Source organism: Pseudomonas bijieensis (assembly GCF_013347965.1).
Classification (GTDB): Bacteria; Pseudomonadota; Gammaproteobacteria; order Pseudomonadales; family Pseudomonadaceae; genus Aquipseudomonas; species Aquipseudomonas bijieensis.
The window spans coordinates 3,854,712-3,870,161 of sequence record NZ_CP048810.1; the positions used below are offsets into that span (position 1 = coordinate 3,854,712).

At 60.5% G+C, this 15,450-nt stretch carries 14 protein-coding genes and 1 pseudogene; 13 read left to right on the plus strand and 2 right to left on the minus strand.

Annotation, left to right across the window (positions count from 1 at the left end):
* Window positions 1-45 precede the first annotated feature (45 nt).
* The 11 genes and pseudogenes from tcyJ (at window position 46) to GN234_RS16920 (ending at window position 11,136) form a co-directional block, all read left to right on the plus strand.
* A complete protein-coding gene (gene tcyJ / locus GN234_RS16870) occupies window positions 46-840 on the plus strand; it encodes a cystine ABC transporter substrate-binding protein (protein WP_176688801.1) in 795 nt (264 codons plus the stop codon).
* Window positions 840-1,505 carry a cystine ABC transporter permease gene (gene tcyL, locus GN234_RS16875; protein ID WP_176688802.1) on the plus strand — a complete coding sequence of 222 codons (666 nt, stop codon included), beginning with the start codon at window positions 840-842 and terminating at the stop codon, window positions 1,503-1,505. Before tcyJ ends, tcyL begins: the two co-directional genes overlap by 1 nt.
* A 3-nt stretch (window positions 1,506-1,508) precedes the next feature.
* Window positions 1,509-2,270: an L-cystine ABC transporter ATP-binding protein TcyN gene (tcyN, locus tag GN234_RS16880; RefSeq protein WP_109751906.1), complete on the plus strand. Its 762-nt coding sequence runs from the start codon at window positions 1,509-1,511 to the stop codon at window positions 2,268-2,270.
* A 499-nt stretch (window positions 2,271-2,769) separates the two neighbouring features.
* Window positions 2,770-3,539: pseudogene (locus tag GN234_RS16885) on the plus strand (hypothetical protein).
* A gap of 371 nt (window positions 3,540-3,910) precedes the next feature.
* The gene (locus tag GN234_RS16890; RefSeq protein ID WP_109751904.1) at window positions 3,911-5,152 is read left to right on the plus strand and encodes an SfnB family sulfur acquisition oxidoreductase; all 1,242 of its coding nucleotides are present in this window, start codon (window positions 3,911-3,913) and stop codon (window positions 5,150-5,152) included.
* Window positions 5,153-5,175: 23 nt separating this feature from the next.
* Window positions 5,176-6,369, plus strand: coding sequence for an SfnB family sulfur acquisition oxidoreductase (locus tag GN234_RS16895; protein ID WP_176688803.1), 1,194 nt, complete (start codon window positions 5,176-5,178; stop codon window positions 6,367-6,369).
* Window positions 6,369-7,727, plus strand: a complete 1,359-nt coding sequence (locus GN234_RS16900) for an LLM class flavin-dependent oxidoreductase (protein WP_109751902.1) — start codon at window positions 6,369-6,371, stop codon at window positions 7,725-7,727. Before GN234_RS16895 ends, GN234_RS16900 begins: the two co-directional genes overlap by 1 nt.
* 40 nt (window positions 7,728-7,767) lie before the next feature.
* Entirely contained in the window at window positions 7,768-8,577 is an 810-nt protein-coding gene (locus GN234_RS16905; protein ID WP_109751901.1) for a MetQ/NlpA family ABC transporter substrate-binding protein, read from the plus strand.
* Between the two features lie 2 nt (window positions 8,578-8,579).
* Window positions 8,580-9,704: a methionine ABC transporter ATP-binding protein gene (locus GN234_RS16910; protein ID WP_116833930.1), complete on the plus strand. Its 1,125-nt coding sequence runs from the start codon at window positions 8,580-8,582 to the stop codon at window positions 9,702-9,704.
* Window positions 9,694-10,338: a methionine ABC transporter permease gene (locus GN234_RS16915; protein WP_025211262.1), complete on the plus strand. Its 645-nt coding sequence runs from the start codon at window positions 9,694-9,696 to the stop codon at window positions 10,336-10,338. Before GN234_RS16910 ends, GN234_RS16915 begins: the two co-directional genes overlap by 11 nt.
* A 168-nt stretch (window positions 10,339-10,506) precedes the next feature.
* Window positions 10,507-11,136, plus strand: coding sequence for a class I SAM-dependent methyltransferase (locus GN234_RS16920; protein ID WP_176688804.1), 630 nt, complete (start codon window positions 10,507-10,509; stop codon window positions 11,134-11,136).
* A gap of 161 nt (window positions 11,137-11,297) precedes the next feature.
* Here GN234_RS16920 and GN234_RS16925 read toward each other — a convergent pair whose 3' ends face one another.
* Entirely contained in the window at window positions 11,298-11,864 is a 567-nt protein-coding gene (locus tag GN234_RS16925) for a transporter substrate-binding domain-containing protein (RefSeq protein ID WP_109751898.1), read from the minus strand.
* Window positions 11,865-11,997: 133 nt separating this feature from the next.
* Here GN234_RS16925 and GN234_RS16930 point away from each other — a divergent pair, with 133 nt between their 5' ends.
* Window positions 11,998-12,423, plus strand: coding sequence for a DUF4399 domain-containing protein (locus GN234_RS16930; RefSeq protein WP_163855765.1), 426 nt, complete (start codon window positions 11,998-12,000; stop codon window positions 12,421-12,423).
* Between the two features lie 178 nt (window positions 12,424-12,601).
* On the opposite strand, the gene serA is transcribed toward GN234_RS16930, so the two are convergent.
* Window positions 12,602-13,834 (minus strand): phosphoglycerate dehydrogenase, encoded by a 1,233-nt coding sequence (serA, locus tag GN234_RS16935; protein ID WP_176688805.1) that lies wholly within the window; start codon window positions 13,832-13,834, stop codon window positions 12,602-12,604.
* A 205-nt stretch (window positions 13,835-14,039) separates the two neighbouring features.
* On the opposite strand from serA, the gene GN234_RS16940 reads away from it, so the two are divergent.
* Window positions 14,040-15,434 carry an FAD-binding oxidoreductase gene (locus tag GN234_RS16940; protein ID WP_109751896.1) on the plus strand — a complete coding sequence of 465 codons (1,395 nt, stop codon included), beginning with the start codon at window positions 14,040-14,042 and terminating at the stop codon, window positions 15,432-15,434.
* Window positions 15,435-15,450: the final 16 nt, after the last annotated feature.

The following is a 15,450-nucleotide window of genomic DNA, read 5'->3' on the forward strand; positions in this document are numbered from 1 at the left end:
TCTCAGCCAAAATAACCTCTTCATAAGAAAACACAGGGGCTTGTCATGAATTTTTCCGCATTACGTCGCAACCTGTTGGTAGGTTCGCTGGGCCTGGCATTGAGCGCCGGCCTGTTGGAGCAAGCGGTTGCCGGTGAGCAACTGCAAAAAATCAAGGACGCAGGCGTAATCAACGTCGGCCTGGAAGGCACTTACCCACCGTTCAGTTTCGTCGACGCCGACGGCAAGCTGGCCGGTTTCGAGGTGGAGTTTTCCGAAGCCCTGGCCAAGGAACTGGGGGTGAAGGTCAAGCTGCAGCCGACCAAATGGGACGGCATCCTCGCGGCACTGGAATCCAAGCGCCTGGACGCGGTGATCAACCAGGTGACCATCTCCGAAGAACGCAAGAAAAAGTATGACTTCTCCACGCCGTATACCGTTTCCGGGATTCAGGCGCTGACCCTGACCAAGAACAAAGACACCATCAAGACCGCCGCCGACCTGGCAGGCAAGAAAGTCGGCGTAGGCCTGGGCACCAACTACGAACAATGGGTGAAAGCCAACGTCCCCGGCGCTGACGTACGTACCTACGAAGATGACCCGACCAAATTCCAGGACCTGCGCGTTGGCCGTATCGACGCCATCCTGATCGACCGCCTCGCCGCGCTCGAATATGCCAAGAAAGCCAAGGACACTGCCGCCGCCGGCGAAGCGTTCTCCCGCCAGGAAGCCGGTATTGCCCTGCGCAAAGGCGAGCCTGAACTGCTGGATGCAGTGAACAAGGCCATCGACAAACTCCGCGCCGATGGCACGCTGAAAAAGCTCTCGGAAAAATACTTCAGCGCTGACGTCACTCAATAATGGAAGAGGCTTTTCAACTCGCGCTGGACTCCGCGCCCTTCCTGCTCAAGGGCGCGTATTACACGATCATCCTCAGCCTGGGCGGGATGTTTTTCGGCCTGCTGCTGGGGTTCGGCCTGGCGTTGATGCGCCTGTCGCGCTTCAAACTGGTGAGCTGGATCGCCCGCATCTACGTGTCGTTCTTTCGCGGCACGCCGCTGCTGGTGCAGTTGTTCGTGATCTATTACGGGTTACCGCAACTGGGTGTCGAACTGGATCCGCTGCCGGCGGCCCTGATCGGCTTCTCGCTGAACATGGCCGCCTATGCCTGTGAAATCCTGCGGGCCGCCATCAGCTCCATCGAGCGCGGCCAGTGGGAAGCGGCGGCGAGTATCGGCATGACCCGCGCCCAGGCCCTGCGCCGGGCCATCCTGCCACAAGCCGCACGCACGGCCCTGCCGCCGCTGGGCAACAGCTTCATTTCCCTGGTCAAGGACACCGCGTTGGCGGCGACCATCCAGGTTCCGGAGCTGTTCCGCCAGGCGCAGTTGATCACCGCGCGAACCTTCGAAATCTTCACCATGTACCTCGCCGCCGCGCTGATCTATTGGATTCTGGCGAGCGTGCTCTCGCACCTGCAGAACGTCCTGGAAGCCCGGGTCAATCGGCATGACCAGGAGTCCTGACCCATGATTGTCGTGGAAAAACTGACAAAGCAGTTCAAGGGTCAGGTGGTGCTCAACGGCATCGACCTGCAAGTCGAAGAGGGTGAAGTGGTGGCGATCATTGGCCCCAGTGGTTCGGGCAAGACCACTTTCCTGCGCTGCCTGAACTTCCTCGAAGAACCCAGCAGTGGCCGGATCAAGGTCGGCGACATCGAGATCGATGGCAGCCGTCCGTTGAACCAGCAGCAGAATCTGGTGCGTCGTTTGCGCCAGCAGGTGGGTTTTGTGTTCCAGAACTTCAATCTGTTCCCCCATCGCACCGCGCTGGAGAACGTGATCGAGGGTCCGCTGGTAGTGAAAAAGACCCCGCGCGCAGAAGCCGAAGCACTGGGCCGTAAACTGTTGGCCAAGGTCGGCCTGTCTGGCAAGGAAGACGCCTACCCTCGGCGCCTTTCCGGCGGTCAGCAACAGCGCGTGGCGATTGCCCGGGCGTTGGCGATGGAACCGGAGGTGATCCTGTTCGACGAGCCAACCTCAGCCCTCGATCCGGAATTGGTGGGCGAAGTCCTGGCAACCATTCGCGGCCTGGCCGAAGAAAAACGCACCATGGTCATCGTGACCCACGAAATGGGCTTCGCCCGGGATGTCGCCAACCGCGTGGTGTTTTTCGATAAAGGCGTGATCGTCGAACAAGGCGAAGCCAAGGCCTTGTTTGCAGCGCCCAAGGAAGAACGCACTCGACAGTTCCTCAGCAAATTCCTCTCGTCCAGTCAGCACTCGCAGTAAGCTATAAAACGACATCACTTCCAGGGAAGGACGTGATGTAACTGCAATGTAGCCAGCACAACACCTGAACTTTATTCACGACAAAACAACCGGAAATTTCTCGCCCATTTAACACACTGTTTGTTTCATGCGCGCTATAACCCCTCGTTACACTTCCCTCCCAAAGCCTACACCTCCGCCTTATCCACCCGGCTTTTACCAGGTTTCCATTACAAGGGCCAAGCCGAGGAAAAGGGTGTTTGATGCGCGGCATTATTAACGCCAGCCCGTAGGAAACTTCTGAAGCCTCGCACAATTAATTATTAAGCAAGCGCCTCTATTGACACTGAAACTTTTGAACCCTTATCTAGGAAACCACAGGCGATGCACATTATTTATTTCTGCGCAGTGACCAACTGCAGTCAGCCTCCACGACTGCGCAAAATAAAATATGTCTCGATTATCCATTGCCTTTGATCTTCCCAAACGGACTTCGTTTTCAAGTATCAAGGAGAACACCATGACAAGTATGTCGAATCTTGCTGAACTGTCCGCGCCGACCCTGGCCAATGCCCATCCCACCGGCATCAACATCGCCAGCGCCGCTCACCTGGAAGTCGCCATAGCCCCCTATCCCGGCATGGACGTCGGCGACCTGATCGAGCTGTTCTGGGACAACTGCTACGTCGGCTCTCGCCAACTGTCCCAAGCAGACCTGCAAGGCAGTATCACGCTGCGGGTACCGGAGAGCTTCGTCGTCAACGGCACCTCGCACATCCACTATCGCGTGATGCAGGTCGGGCGCGGGCCGGCACTGTCCGCCAGGCAACAAGTGCAGGCGAAGCTCGACTGCCCCGGCGGCCAACCATCAACCCTTAGCGGCGATGAAAACCAGGGACTGGCGCCGGTGCATATTCCCGGCGCCATCCGCCGCCAAGGGGTCAACCCCAACCAGATCAAGCGCGGCGTACCGCTGACGATCGAACCCTACCTGAACATGGCCGCCGGCGATGCGGTCACCCTGCGCTGGGGCGATGTGCGCATGGACCTGCCCCCGGTCACACCGGACGAGGTCGGCCTGCCCATCCATATCTGGGTGCCGCCGCAGATCATTCTCGAGGCCGGCGAAGACCTGCGGCTGGAAGTGACCTATTGCATCCTCGACCGCGTAGGCAACAACTCTCCCTGTGGGCACCACCGCGAACGTTGAAGATCGGTTGCGCCAATCCTTATCTGAAAAGCCCGGCGAAAGAGACCCTCATGGCTGCCGAGCCGCGCCGCAGAACGTGAACACTCTGAGGAAGCTTTTGTGGCGAGGGGATTCATCCCCGCGGGGCTGCGAAGCGGCCCCCAAATCTGCAATCCCGGTGCATCAGGTTGCTGGGTTGCCTGCTTTGGGGCCGCTCCGCAGCCCAACGGGGATAAATCCCCCCTCGCCACAACATCACACGGCAAAAGCCCTCTATTGATATTCCTAAAAGTTAGTTCAAAAATAATTTATACACGCTTAGGGTATATATACCGGACCACCGGACATTCTTGATTTTCGCTCGCCGCATTCATCGCGGCGTTTCTAAAGATGTGAGGTGGGTAATGGTACGGAACACAATCACCCCAGTGCAGTACGCCCCGGCACTGCCCGCAGCCACGGAGTGGCTGTAATGTCGGATTTGGCCCAAGCAAAGGTCCAGAGCGACCAGGACATCGCACCGCTGTTGTTGCCTGCCCAAGTACTGCGCAACGATGCCGAGGCCATCAAGGCCGCTCATGAGCTGGCCCAGGTCGCCCGCCAGCAAGCCGCGCGACGTGACCAGCAACGCAAGCTGCCCTGGGCAGAAATCGAGCAATTCACCCGCAGCGGACTGGGTAGCATAGCCGTTCCCCGGGCGTACGGCGGTCCCCAGGTCTCGTTCGTCACCCTGGCCGATGTATTCGCAATCATCTCCGCTGCCGATCCGGCCCTCGGACAGATTCCACAGAACCAGTTCGGCGTGCTCCAGCTGATTCTCGGCACGGGCACCGAACGGCAGAAGAAAATTCTTCTGCAGAGCGTCCTCGAAGGCTGGCGCATCGGCAACGCCGGGCCGGAACGAGGTGTTCGCAATACCCTTGAGCTGAAGGCACGGATCACCGCCGACGGTGACAGCTTCGTCATCAATGGCCAGAAGTTCTATTCCACCGGTGCACTGTTTGCCCATTGGGTGGCCGTCAAGGCGCTGAATGACGAGGGTCGCCAAGTATTGGCGTTCGTGCGGCGCGGCACCCCGGGCCTGCGGATCGTCGACGATTGGTCGGGGTTCGGCCAGCGCACCACCGCCAGCGGCACCGTGCTGCTGAACAATGTGCGGGTAGATGCCGAGTTGGTCCTGGACAACTGGCGGATCAACGAAACGCCTGGCGTGCAAGGCGCGATTTCCCAACTGATCCAGGCCGCCATCGATGCAGGCATTGCCCGTGGCGCCATCGACGATGCCATCGCCTTCGTGCGTGAACGCGCCCGGCCATGGATCGACGCCAAGGTCGACCGCGCCAGTGACGACCTTTACGTGATCGCCGACATCGGCAAGCTGAAAATCGAATTGCACGCCGCCGAAGCGCTACTGCGCAAGGCCGGACAAGTGCTGGACCAGGTCAGCGCCGCGCCCATCACCGCGCAATCGGCTGCCCGCGCCTCGATTGCCGTGGCCGAGGCCAAGGTGCTCACCACCGAGATCGCCCTGCAAGCCAGCGAAAAACTCTTCGAGCTGGCCGGCAGTCGCGCCACCCTCGCCGAATTCAATCTCGACCGCCACTGGCGTAACGCCCGAGTGCACACCCTGCACGACCCAGTGCGCTGGAAGTATCACGCCGTAGGCGCCTACCACCTGAACGGCACCTTGCCGGCCCGGCATTCCTGGATCTGACGACCCGACCTCTGGAGCAGTACATGACGTTTTCTCAACACGTCGCGGTGATCACCAGCGATGAACAAGCCCTGATCGTGGCCAGCGACCTGGCCGATGACTTCAAGCGCGACAGCGCCCTGCGCGACCGCGAGCGTCGCTTGCCGCACCCGGAACTGGAGGCGTTCTCCCGCTCCGGCCTGTGGGGCATCAGTGTGCCCAAGGCCTACGGCGGCGCCGGTGTGTCCAACGTCACCCTGGCCAAAGTGATTGCCTTGATCTCTCAGGCTGACGGCTCTCTCGGGCAGATTCCACAAAATCATTTCTACGCCCTGGAAGTGCTACGGGTAAACGGCAGCGAAGCGCAAAAACAACGCCTGTATGCCGAAGTACTGGCCGGCCAACGCTTTGGCAATGCGTTGGCGGAGCTCGGTACCAAGACCGCCCACGACCGCATCACTCAACTGCGCCGCGACGGCAAGGGTTATCGCATCAACGGCCGCAAGTTCTACGCCACGGGGGCGATCTACGCCCAGCGCATCCCCACGTCGGTGGTGGATGAAAACGGCGTGCAACAACTGGCGTTTGTCCCTCGCGACAGCAAAGGCCTGACGGTAATCGACGACTGGACGGGGTTCGGCCAGCGCACCACGGGCAGCGGTTCGGTGGTGTTCGAAGACGTCCACGTCGCCGCCGAAGACATCGTGCCATTCCAGAGCGCCTTCGAGCGCCCGACACCGGTGGGCCCCCTGGCGCAGATTCTTCACGCTGCCATCGACACCGGCATCGCCCGCGCCGCCTATGAAGACGCCTTGTACTTTGTCCGCAACAAAACCCGCCCATGGATCGACGCTACCAGCGACATCGCCACCGAAGACCCGCACACGCTCAAGAGCTTCGGCCAACTGAGCATCCGCCTGCACGCCGCCGAAGCCCTGCTGGAGCGAGCCGGTGAGTTTCTCGACCGGGCCCAGGCCGACACCCAGGCCGACACAGTCGCCGCCGCCTCGATTGCCGTGGCCGAAGCCCGGGCCATCAGCACCGAGATTTCCCTCGCCGCTGGCAGCACGCTGTTCGAACTGGCCGGCAGCCAGGCGACCCTGGCCGAACATGGCCTGGATCGCCACTGGCGCAACGCCCGGGTGCACACCCTGCATGACCCGGTGCGCTGGAAATACCACGCGGTGGGCAATTTTTATCTCAACGATGAAAAACCGCCGCTGCGGGGGACCATTTGATGGCCCACGGCAAGAAAAAAATCCTGCTCAACGCGTTCAACATGAACTGCATCGGGCACATCAATCACGGCCTGTGGACCCATCCCCAGGACACCTCGACCCAGTTCAACACGATCGAATACTGGACCGCCCTGGCGCAGTTACTCGAACGCGGATTGTTCGACGGGCTGTTTATCGCCGATATCGTCGGGGTCTACGACGTGTACCAACAGTCGGTGGACGTCACCCTGAAAGAGTCGATCCAGCTGCCGGTCAATGACCCGTTGCTACTGGTGTCGGCGATGGCCGCCGTGACGAAGAACCTCGGTTTCGGCCTGACCGCCAACCTGACCTACGAACCGCCCTACCTGTTTGCCCGCCGCATGAGCACCCTCGATCACCTGAGTCGCGGCCGGGTCGGCTGGAACATTGTCACCGGTTACCTGGACAGCGCCGCCAAAGCCATGGGCCTGACTGCCCAGGTCGAGCATGACCGCCGCTACGACCAGGCCGACGAATACCTGCAAGTGCTCTACAAACTGTGGGAGGGCAGCTGGGAAAACGACGCCGTGCTCAACGACCGCGAACAACGGATCTATGCCCGGCCGGAAAAAGTGCACAAGGTCCGGCACCAGGGTGAGTTCTATCAGGTCGAGGGTTATCACCTGTGCGAACCGTCGCCCCAGCGCACGCCGGTATTGTTCCAGGCAGGCAGTTCCGAGCGCGGCCTGCTATTCGCCGGGCGGCATGCCGAGTGCGTGTTCATCAGCGGTCAGAACAAACCGGCGACCAAGGTCCAGGTGGACAAGGTCCGCGCCAGCGCCGTCGAAGCCGGGCGCAACCCCGAGGACATCAAGGTGTTCATGGGTCTTAACGTGATTGTCGGCCAGACCGAAGCGGCCGCCTGGGCCAAGCATGCCGAGTACCTGGGCTACGCCAGCGCCGAGGCCGGGGTGGCGCATTTTTCCGCGTCGACGGGGATCGATTTTTCCCAGTACGAACTGGACGAGCCGATCCAGTACGTGAAGAGCAATGCCATCCAGTCTGCCACCAAGACTCTGCAAAACAACGATTGGACCCGACGCAAATTGCTGGAGCAACACGCCCTCGGTGGTCGCTACATCACTGTGGTGGGCTCGCCCGAGCAGGTGGCCGACGAACTGGAGTCGTGGATCGCCGAAACCGGCCTCGATGGTTTCAACCTGACCCGCATCGTCACGCCGCAAAGCTATGTGGACTTCATCGACCTGGTGATTCCCGAGCTGCAGCGACGCGGTTCGTACAAGACCGAATACGACAACGGCACCTTGCGTGAAAAGCTGTTTCAGGCAGAGGCCTATTTACCCAAGCAACATACCGGCTCGACCTACCGGCACTGAGCCCCTGAAGAGCTCTTCTAAAATGACTGGAATATCCGACATGACCAAGCAACTCCTGACCCTGCCAGTCAAAGCACTGGCCCTGGCCCTCGGCCTGTTCAGCTCGGCGCTGTTCGCCGCCGATGCACCGTTGAAAATCGGCACCACCGCTGCGTTCGCCATTCCCCTGGAAGCCGCCGTGGAAGAAGCCGGCAAGCAAGGCCTGAAGGTCGAGTTGGTGGAGTTCAGCGACTGGATCGCGCCCAACGTCAGCCTGGCGTCCGGCGATATCGACGTGAATTACTTCCAGCACATCCCGTTCCTGGAAAACGCCAAGGCCGCCGCCGGGTTCGACCTGGTGCCCTTTGCCCCGGGGATCATCAACAACGTCGGCCTCTATTCGAAAAAATACAAAAGCTTTGATGAGTTGCCCGAAGGCGCGAGCGTGGCCATTGCCAACGATCCGATCAACAGCGGGCGCGGCCTGCAACTGCTGGCCAAGGCCGGGCTGATCACTCTCAAGCCCGGTGTCGGTTACAAGGCCACCGAAGACGACATCGTGGCCAACCCGAAGAAGCTCAAGATCCTCCAGGTCGAAGCCGTGCAACTGGTGCGCGCCTATGAAGATGCCGACCTGGTACAGGGCTACCCGGCCTACATCCGTTTGGCGAAAACCTTCGATGCCACGTCAGCCTTGCTGTTCGACGGCCTCGATCACAAGGAATACGTGATCCAGTTCGTGATCCAACCCAAGAGCAAGAACGACCCGCGGCTGGCCAAGTTCGTCGATATCTATCAGCACTCGCCTGTCGTGCGCGCCGCCCTGGACAAGGCCCACGGCAAGCTCTACCAAGCCGGTTGGGAAGGCTGACCATGAACGCCGTCAACGCGCGACTTCGACAGGAAGCCCCCACGCCCCACAGTGCCGAACAGACTGAACTGCATCCAGAGCTGAACCGTGCCCACGTGCGCTTCATCGGTCTGGGCAAGACCTACAACGGCGCCCAGGGTCCGGTGGCCGCACTGCAAGGCATCGACCTGGCGATCCAGCGCGGCGAAGTATTCGGCATCATCGGTCGTAGCGGTGCCGGCAAGTCCTCGTTGATCCGCACCATCAACCGGCTCGAACAACCCACCAGCGGCCGGGTATTGATCGATCAGGTGGACATCGGCGAGTTCGATGAAGACCGCTTGGTGGAACTGCGTCGACGCATCGGCATGATCTTCCAGCACTTCAACCTGATGTCGGCCAAGACCGTGTGGCAGAACGTCGAATTGCCCCTGAAAGTCGCAGGTGTACCCAAGGAGCAGCGCCAGCGCAAAGTCCGCGAGTTGCTGGAACTGGTCGGCCTGCAAGGCAAGCACAAGGCCTACCCGGCGCAACTCTCCGGCGGGCAGAAGCAGCGGGTCGGCATTGCCCGGGCGCTGGTGCATGACCCGCAGATCCTGTTGTGCGACGAAGCCACTTCGGCCCTGGACCCGGAGACCACCCAATCGATCCTCGGCCTGCTGCGCGAGATCAACCAGCGCTTGGGCCTGACCATCGTCTTGATCACCCATGAAATGGCGGTGATTCGCGAAGTCTGCGACCGGGTGGTGGTGCTCGAGCAGGGTCGGATCGTCGAGCAGGGGCCGGTCTGGGAAGTGTTTGGCAACCCGCAGCACGAGGTCAGTCGAACGCTGCTGGCGCCCTTGCAACACGCCATACCGGAGGAACTGCAAAGCCGCCTGCAAGCGCAGCCGGCGTCGGCGGATGCCGCTACCGTGCTGCGCCTGCAATTCACCGGCGCGGGTCGCGATGAAGCGGATCTCGCCGCTCTGTTCAGCGCCCTTGGTGGCCGGGTGCGGCTGCTGCACGGCGGCATCGAGCGCATTCAGGGCCATGGGCTGGGGCAATTGCTGCTGGCCGTGAGCGGTTCGTCGTGGGGCGCCGAGGAATTGCGTCAACGTGCGGGCAATTGGGCGCAACGGGTGGAGGTGCTGGGCTATGTGGTTTGATCGGTTGTTGCAGGGTTTCATCGACACGTTCCTGATGGTTGGCGTGTCGTCGCTGATCGCGCTGCTGGCGGGCATACCGCTGGCGGTGATCCTGGTCACCAGCGGCAAGGGCGGGATCTATGAAGCGCCAGCCTTGAACCGCGCCTTGGGCGCGTTCGTGAACCTGTTCCGCTCGATACCGTTCCTGATTCTTATGGTGGCGTTGATCCCGTTCACCCGGCTGATCGTCGGCACCACCTACGGTGTCTGGGCAGCAGTCGTGCCGCTGACCATCGCCGCCACGCCGTTCTTTGCCCGCATCGCCGAAGTCAGCCTGCGCGAGGTCGATCATGGCTTGATCGAAGCCGCCCAGGCCATGGGTTGCCGCCGTTGGCACATCGTCTGGCATGTGCTGCTGCCCGAAGCCCTGCCGGGCATCGTCGGCGGCTTCACCATCACCCTGGTGACCATGATCAACTCTTCGGCCATGGCCGGGGCCATCGGTGCCGGCGGCCTGGGCGACATCGCCTACCGCTATGGCTACCAACGCTTCGACAGCCAGATCATGCTCACGGTGATCGTGTTGCTGGTGGCGTTGGTGGCGGTGATTCAACTGGGCGGAGACCGCCTGGCGCGGGGTCTGAACAAACGCTGACCTATGGGAGCAGTTGACCTGTGGGAGCAAAGCTTGCTCGCGATAGCAGTATTCCATCCAACATGGATACCAACTGGACGACTGCAGTCGCGAGCAAGCTTTGCTCCCACAGGCAGATCAGCGGCCTTGCGGTATAGTCGCCTGACACTCCTCACCAAGCCCACACCCATGAAACACACCGCCGACGACCTCCACGCCATCACCGCCACGACCCTGGGCCATTACAACGCCGTGGCAGAAAGCTTTCGCGAAGGCACCCGCGACCACGACGTCAGCCAGAACATCGACGCCTTGTTGCGCCACATCCAGGGCCAGGCACCGTTGCACATCCTGGACTTCGGCTGCGGTCCGGGGCGCGATTTGCGCACGTTCACGGCCATGGGCCACGTCGCGGTCGGTCTCGACGGCTCGGCGGAATTTGCCCGGATGGCGCGCCAGGACAGCGGCTGTGAAGTATGGCAACAGGACTTCCTGGCGCTCGACCTGCCAGCCGACCGCTTTGACGGGATTTTCGCCAACGCGGTGCTGTTTCATGTGCCGGTCCAGGAGCTGCCTCGGGTGCTCAGGCAATTGCACGCCACGCTCAAGCCCGGCGGCGTGCTGTTCAGCTCAAACCCTCGGGGCGAAAACCAGGAGGGCTGGAGCGGCCAGCGCTTCGGCGCCTACCACGACCTCGCGGCCTGGCGCACTCTGCTTGGCGACGCAGGTTTCGTGGAACTGGAGCATTACTACCGACCGGCGGGGCTGCCACGGGAGCAGCAGCCTTGGTTGGCGAGTGTCTGGCGTAAACCTGCTTAGGATTTGAGGACGCCATCGCGAGCAAGCTCGCTCTCACATTGGATCTGTGTTTGCTCACCGATCATGAGTTCACAGCTGATCAAGTGTGGGAGCGAGCCTGCTCGCGATAGCGGTGCAACAATCAATGAAACTCGATGGTTTGGCCTCATCGCCTGGAAGCTTCACTCCTGTTTTTTCAACCACTTCTGCGACAACTGCTCCAACCTCCCGTCATCCTTGATGCGCGCCAGGGCATTGTCCAGGCTGGCCTTGAACGCCGGATTACCCTTCTGGAACGGAATCACCAGGCTCGGCGCCGGGACGCTCTTTTCTTCCGGCTGGAACGACGGCGCCATGACCAAAGGACGTTGCGTCTCATCCTTGTTCGCCAGCAGTTGTGCATCGGGATGGCTGTAAGCGGCACTGAGGTCGAAACGTTCCGCCAGTTCCGGGGTCATTGCTATGTGGTTGATGGCAACATCGTACTTGCCGCTCTCCACGCCAGTCAGCAGATCCCCGGCATCGGTGACCACGAAGTCAGGGCGTACATCGAGCTCACTGGCAAGCATTTCGCCCAGTTCCACTTCGAAACCGGTGAGTTTGCCGTCTTCCTTGAAGTTGAAGGGTGCGGTGTTGGCCTCCAGGGCAATGCGCAGTTCGCCACGGTCATTGATGTCATCGATCAGTTCGGCATGAGCCAGGGGACTCAAAAGGGGTAGCAGGCAAATCAGGCCAGGCAGAAAACGCATGGTCACTCCTATGTATTTATACAAGCGACGCTCGTTTCAGGCTCGCTTTGCTATGGTTGTTGCAGGCTTCGACAACGATTGGTCATGAAGTTGTCATGGCCAGGCGGATTTCATGGAAAAACTGGAGAAAAAAATGAAAAGCTTTATGTCTCGTGCTGCGTTGGCCGGTCTGTTGCTGGGTGCTTCGGTGCTGGCAAGCGCCGCGACCCCGGCGCCCAAAGGCGCAGAAGTCTTCATCGTTTCCCCGGAAGACGGCGCCACCGTCCCTCAGGAATTCACGGTCAAGTTCGGCGTCAAGAATATCGCCCTGGCTCCGGCGGGCGATGTGACCAAAAATACCGGCCATCATCATTTGCTGATCGATGTGGACAAACTGCCGGCAGCGGGCGCGCCGATTCCCACCGATGCCAACCACATGCACTTCGGCAAGGCACAAACCCAGGCCGACATCAAACTGGCGCCAGGCAAGCACACCTTGCAGTTGATCCTGGGCGATAGCGGCCACATGCCGTTCGATCCGTCGATCGTGTCCAAGAAAATCACGGTGAACGTGAAGTAACAGCACTCACTGAAAAAAATGCGTCCCCCCTGTGGGAGCGAGCCTGCTCGCGATAGCGGTCTATCCGACACATTAATGTTGGCTGACACGCCGCTATCGCGAGCAGGCTCGCTCCCACAGGTCATATAAAAAAACGGGAGCCCTTTCGAGGCTCCCGTTTTTTTCAGCGACCGCTCTGTTAGAACAACACGCGGCAACGAATGGTGCCGTTGATGTGCTGCAGCTTCTTCTCTTGCGCCAGGTCCGAGTATTCGGCGTCGACGTCGATCACGACGTAGCCGACTTTCTCGTTGGTCTGCAAGAACTGACCGGAAATGTTGATGCCGTTTTCGGCGAAGACCTTGTTGATCTCGCTCATCACACCCGGGATGTTCTCGTGGATGTGCAACAGGCGGTGCTTGCCAGGGTGAGCCGGCAGGGCCACTTCCGGGAAGTTCACGGACGATACCGAAGTACCGTTGTCGCTGTACTTGACCAGTTTTTCCGCCACTTCCAGGCCGATGTTGGCCTGGGCTTCAGCGGTGGAACCGCCGATGTGCGGGGTCAGGATCACGTTGTCCAGGCCACGCAGCGGGCTTTCGAAAATGTCGTCGTTGGAGCGTGGCTCCACCGGGAACACGTCGATGGCGGCGCCGATCAGGTGCTTGTCCTTGATCGCGTCGGCCAGGGCGTCGAGCTTGACCACGGTGCCGCGCGCGGCGTTGATCAGGATGCCGCCCTTCTTGATGGCGCGGATTTCCTTCTCACCGATCATCCACTGGGTGGCAGCGGTCTCCGGCACGTGCAGGGTCACGATGTCGGACATGCCCAGCAGCTCGTGCAGGTTGTTGACCTGGGTAGCATTGCCCAGCGGCAGCTTGGTCACGGTGTCGTAGAAGAACACCTGCATGCCCAGGCCTTCAGCCAGTACCGACAACTGGGTGCCGATCGAGCCGTAGCCGACGATACCCAGCTTCTTGCCGCGAATTTCGAAGGAGTTGGCCGCGCTCTTGATCCAGCCGCCACGGTGGCAGGAAGCGTTCTTCTCAGGGATGCCGCGCAGCAGCAGGATCGCTTCGGCCAGCACCAGTTCGGCAACGGAACGGGTGTTGGAGTACGGCGCGTTGAACACTGCGATACCGCGCTCACGCGCCGCGTTGAGGTCAACCTGGTTGGTGCCGATGCAGAAGCAGCCGACCGCGACCAGTTTCTTGGCGTGGTCGAAGATCTCTTCGGTCAATTGCGTACGGGAGCGAATGCCGATGAAGTGAGCATCGGCGATCTTTTCCTTGAGCTGGGCTTCCGGCAGAGAACTGGTGATGTACTCGATGCTGGTGTAGCCCGCCGACTTGAGGACGTCGACAGCCGATTGGTGGACGCCTTCGAGAAGAAGGAACTTGATCTTGCTCTTATCGAGAGAAGTCTTGCTCATCTGCGTAAACCTGTGTCCCGGAGAAAAATGGCAGGGAATCGGACAGCGCATGCTGACCCGACCGGCGTGACAGCCGTCGCCGCAGAACAGCCGTTGGGCACTACGCTGCGGGGTCGGTATGCTAGCATATGCACCCCGCTAAACACTCATTCCTGCGACGTGAAGCGTTCTCAGGATGACCATGAATTGTTCGAGAGTTCTGTCGATGACCAATCCTGCCCTGATAGATGAGCTGAAGACCCTGGTTGAGCCTGGCAAGGTCCTGACCGATGCCGACTCCCTGAACGCTTACGGCAAGGACTGGACCAAGCATTTCGCCCCGGCGCCGAGCGCCATCGTCTTCCCCAAGACCACCGAGCAGGTCCAGGCCATCGTGCGCTGGGCCAATGCGCACAAGGTCGCGCTGGTGCCATCGGGCGGACGTACCGGGCTTTCCGCCGCAGCCGTGGCGGCCAACGGCGAAGTGGTCGTGTCATTCGACTACATGAACCAGATTCTCGATGTGAACCTCACCGACCGTACCGCCGTCTGCCAGCCAGGCGTGGTCACCGAACAATTGCAGAACAAGGCTGAAGAACATGGCCTGTACTACCCGGTAGACTTCGCTTCGGCAGGTTCCAGCCAGATTGGCGGCAACATCGGCACCAATGCCGGCGGGATCAAGGTCATTCGCTACGGCATGACCCGTAACTGGGTGGCGGGCATGAAGGTCGTCACTGGCAAGGGTGACCTGCTGGAACTGAACAAGGACCTGATCAAGAACGCCACCGGCTACGACTTGCGGCAGCTGTTCATCGGTGCCGAGGGCACCCTGGGCTTCGTGGTCGAGGCCACCATGCGCCTGGACCGCGCGCCGAAAAACCTCACCGCCATGGTGCTCGGCACGCCGGACTTCGATTCGATCATGCCGGTGCTGCACGCTTTCCAGGGCAAGCTGGACCTGACCGCCTTCGAGTTTTTCTCAGACAAGGCCCTGGCCAAGGTCTTGGGCCGCGGCGACGTGCCAACACCGTTCGAAACCGAGTGCCCGTTCTACGCCCTGCTGGAATTCGAAGCCACCACCGAGGAAGTCGCCAACCACGCCCTGGAAACCTTCGAACACTGCGTAGAACAAGGCTGGGTGCTGGACGGCGTGATGAGCCAGAGCGAAACCCAACTGCAGAACCTGTGGAAGCTGCGCGAGTACATCTCCGAGACCATCTCGCACTGGACGCCATACAAGAACGATATCTCGGTGACCGTCTCCAAGGTCCCGGGCTTCTTGCGGGAAATCGACGCGATCGTCGGCGAACACTATCCGGATTTCGAAATCGTCTGGTTCGGCCACATCGGCGACGGCAACCTGCACCTGAACATCCTCAAGCCGGAAAACCTGAGCAAGGATGAGTTCTTCGCCAAGTGCGCGACCGTGAACAAATGGGTCTTTGAAACCGTCGAGAAGTACAACGGTTCGATTTCCGCCGAACATGGCGTGGGCATGACCAAGCGCGACTACCTGACTTATAGTCGTTCGCCAGTGGAAATCGAGTACATGAAAGCCGTGAAGGCTGTATTCGACCCGAACGGCATCATGAACCCGGGCAAGATTTTCGCTGTTTGAATCAACGAACCAGGAG

Bases quoted from the DNA above. Each gene is read 5' to 3' on its own strand.
- tcyJ (WP_176688801.1), top strand. From the start codon at position 46: ATGAATTTTTCCGCATTACGTCGCAACCTGTTGGTAGGTTCGCTGGGC.
- tcyL (WP_176688802.1), top strand. From the start codon at position 840: ATGGAAGAGGCTTTTCAACTCGCGCTGGACTCCGCGCCCTTCCTGCTC.
- tcyN (WP_109751906.1), top strand. From the start codon at position 1,509: ATGATTGTCGTGGAAAAACTGACAAAGCAGTTCAAGGGTCAGGTGGTG.
- GN234_RS16890 (WP_109751904.1), top strand. From the start codon at position 3,911: ATGTCGGATTTGGCCCAAGCAAAGGTCCAGAGCGACCAGGACATCGCA.
- GN234_RS16895 (WP_176688803.1), top strand. From the start codon at position 5,176: ATGACGTTTTCTCAACACGTCGCGGTGATCACCAGCGATGAACAAGCC.
- GN234_RS16900 (WP_109751902.1), top strand. From the start codon at position 6,369: ATGGCCCACGGCAAGAAAAAAATCCTGCTCAACGCGTTCAACATGAAC.
- GN234_RS16905 (WP_109751901.1), top strand. From the start codon at position 7,768: ATGACCAAGCAACTCCTGACCCTGCCAGTCAAAGCACTGGCCCTGGCC.
- GN234_RS16910 (WP_116833930.1), top strand. From the start codon at position 8,580: ATGAACGCCGTCAACGCGCGACTTCGACAGGAAGCCCCCACGCCCCAC.
- GN234_RS16915 (WP_025211262.1), top strand. From the start codon at position 9,694: ATGTGGTTTGATCGGTTGTTGCAGGGTTTCATCGACACGTTCCTGATG.
- GN234_RS16920 (WP_176688804.1), top strand. From the start codon at position 10,507: ATGAAACACACCGCCGACGACCTCCACGCCATCACCGCCACGACCCTG.
- GN234_RS16925 (WP_109751898.1), bottom strand. From the start codon at position 11,864: ATGCGTTTTCTGCCTGGCCTGATTTGCCTGCTACCCCTTTTGAGTCCC.
- GN234_RS16930 (WP_163855765.1), top strand. From the start codon at position 11,998: ATGAAAAGCTTTATGTCTCGTGCTGCGTTGGCCGGTCTGTTGCTGGGT.
- serA (WP_176688805.1), bottom strand. From the start codon at position 13,834: ATGAGCAAGACTTCTCTCGATAAGAGCAAGATCAAGTTCCTTCTTCTC.
- GN234_RS16940 (WP_109751896.1), top strand. From the start codon at position 14,040: ATGACCAATCCTGCCCTGATAGATGAGCTGAAGACCCTGGTTGAGCCT.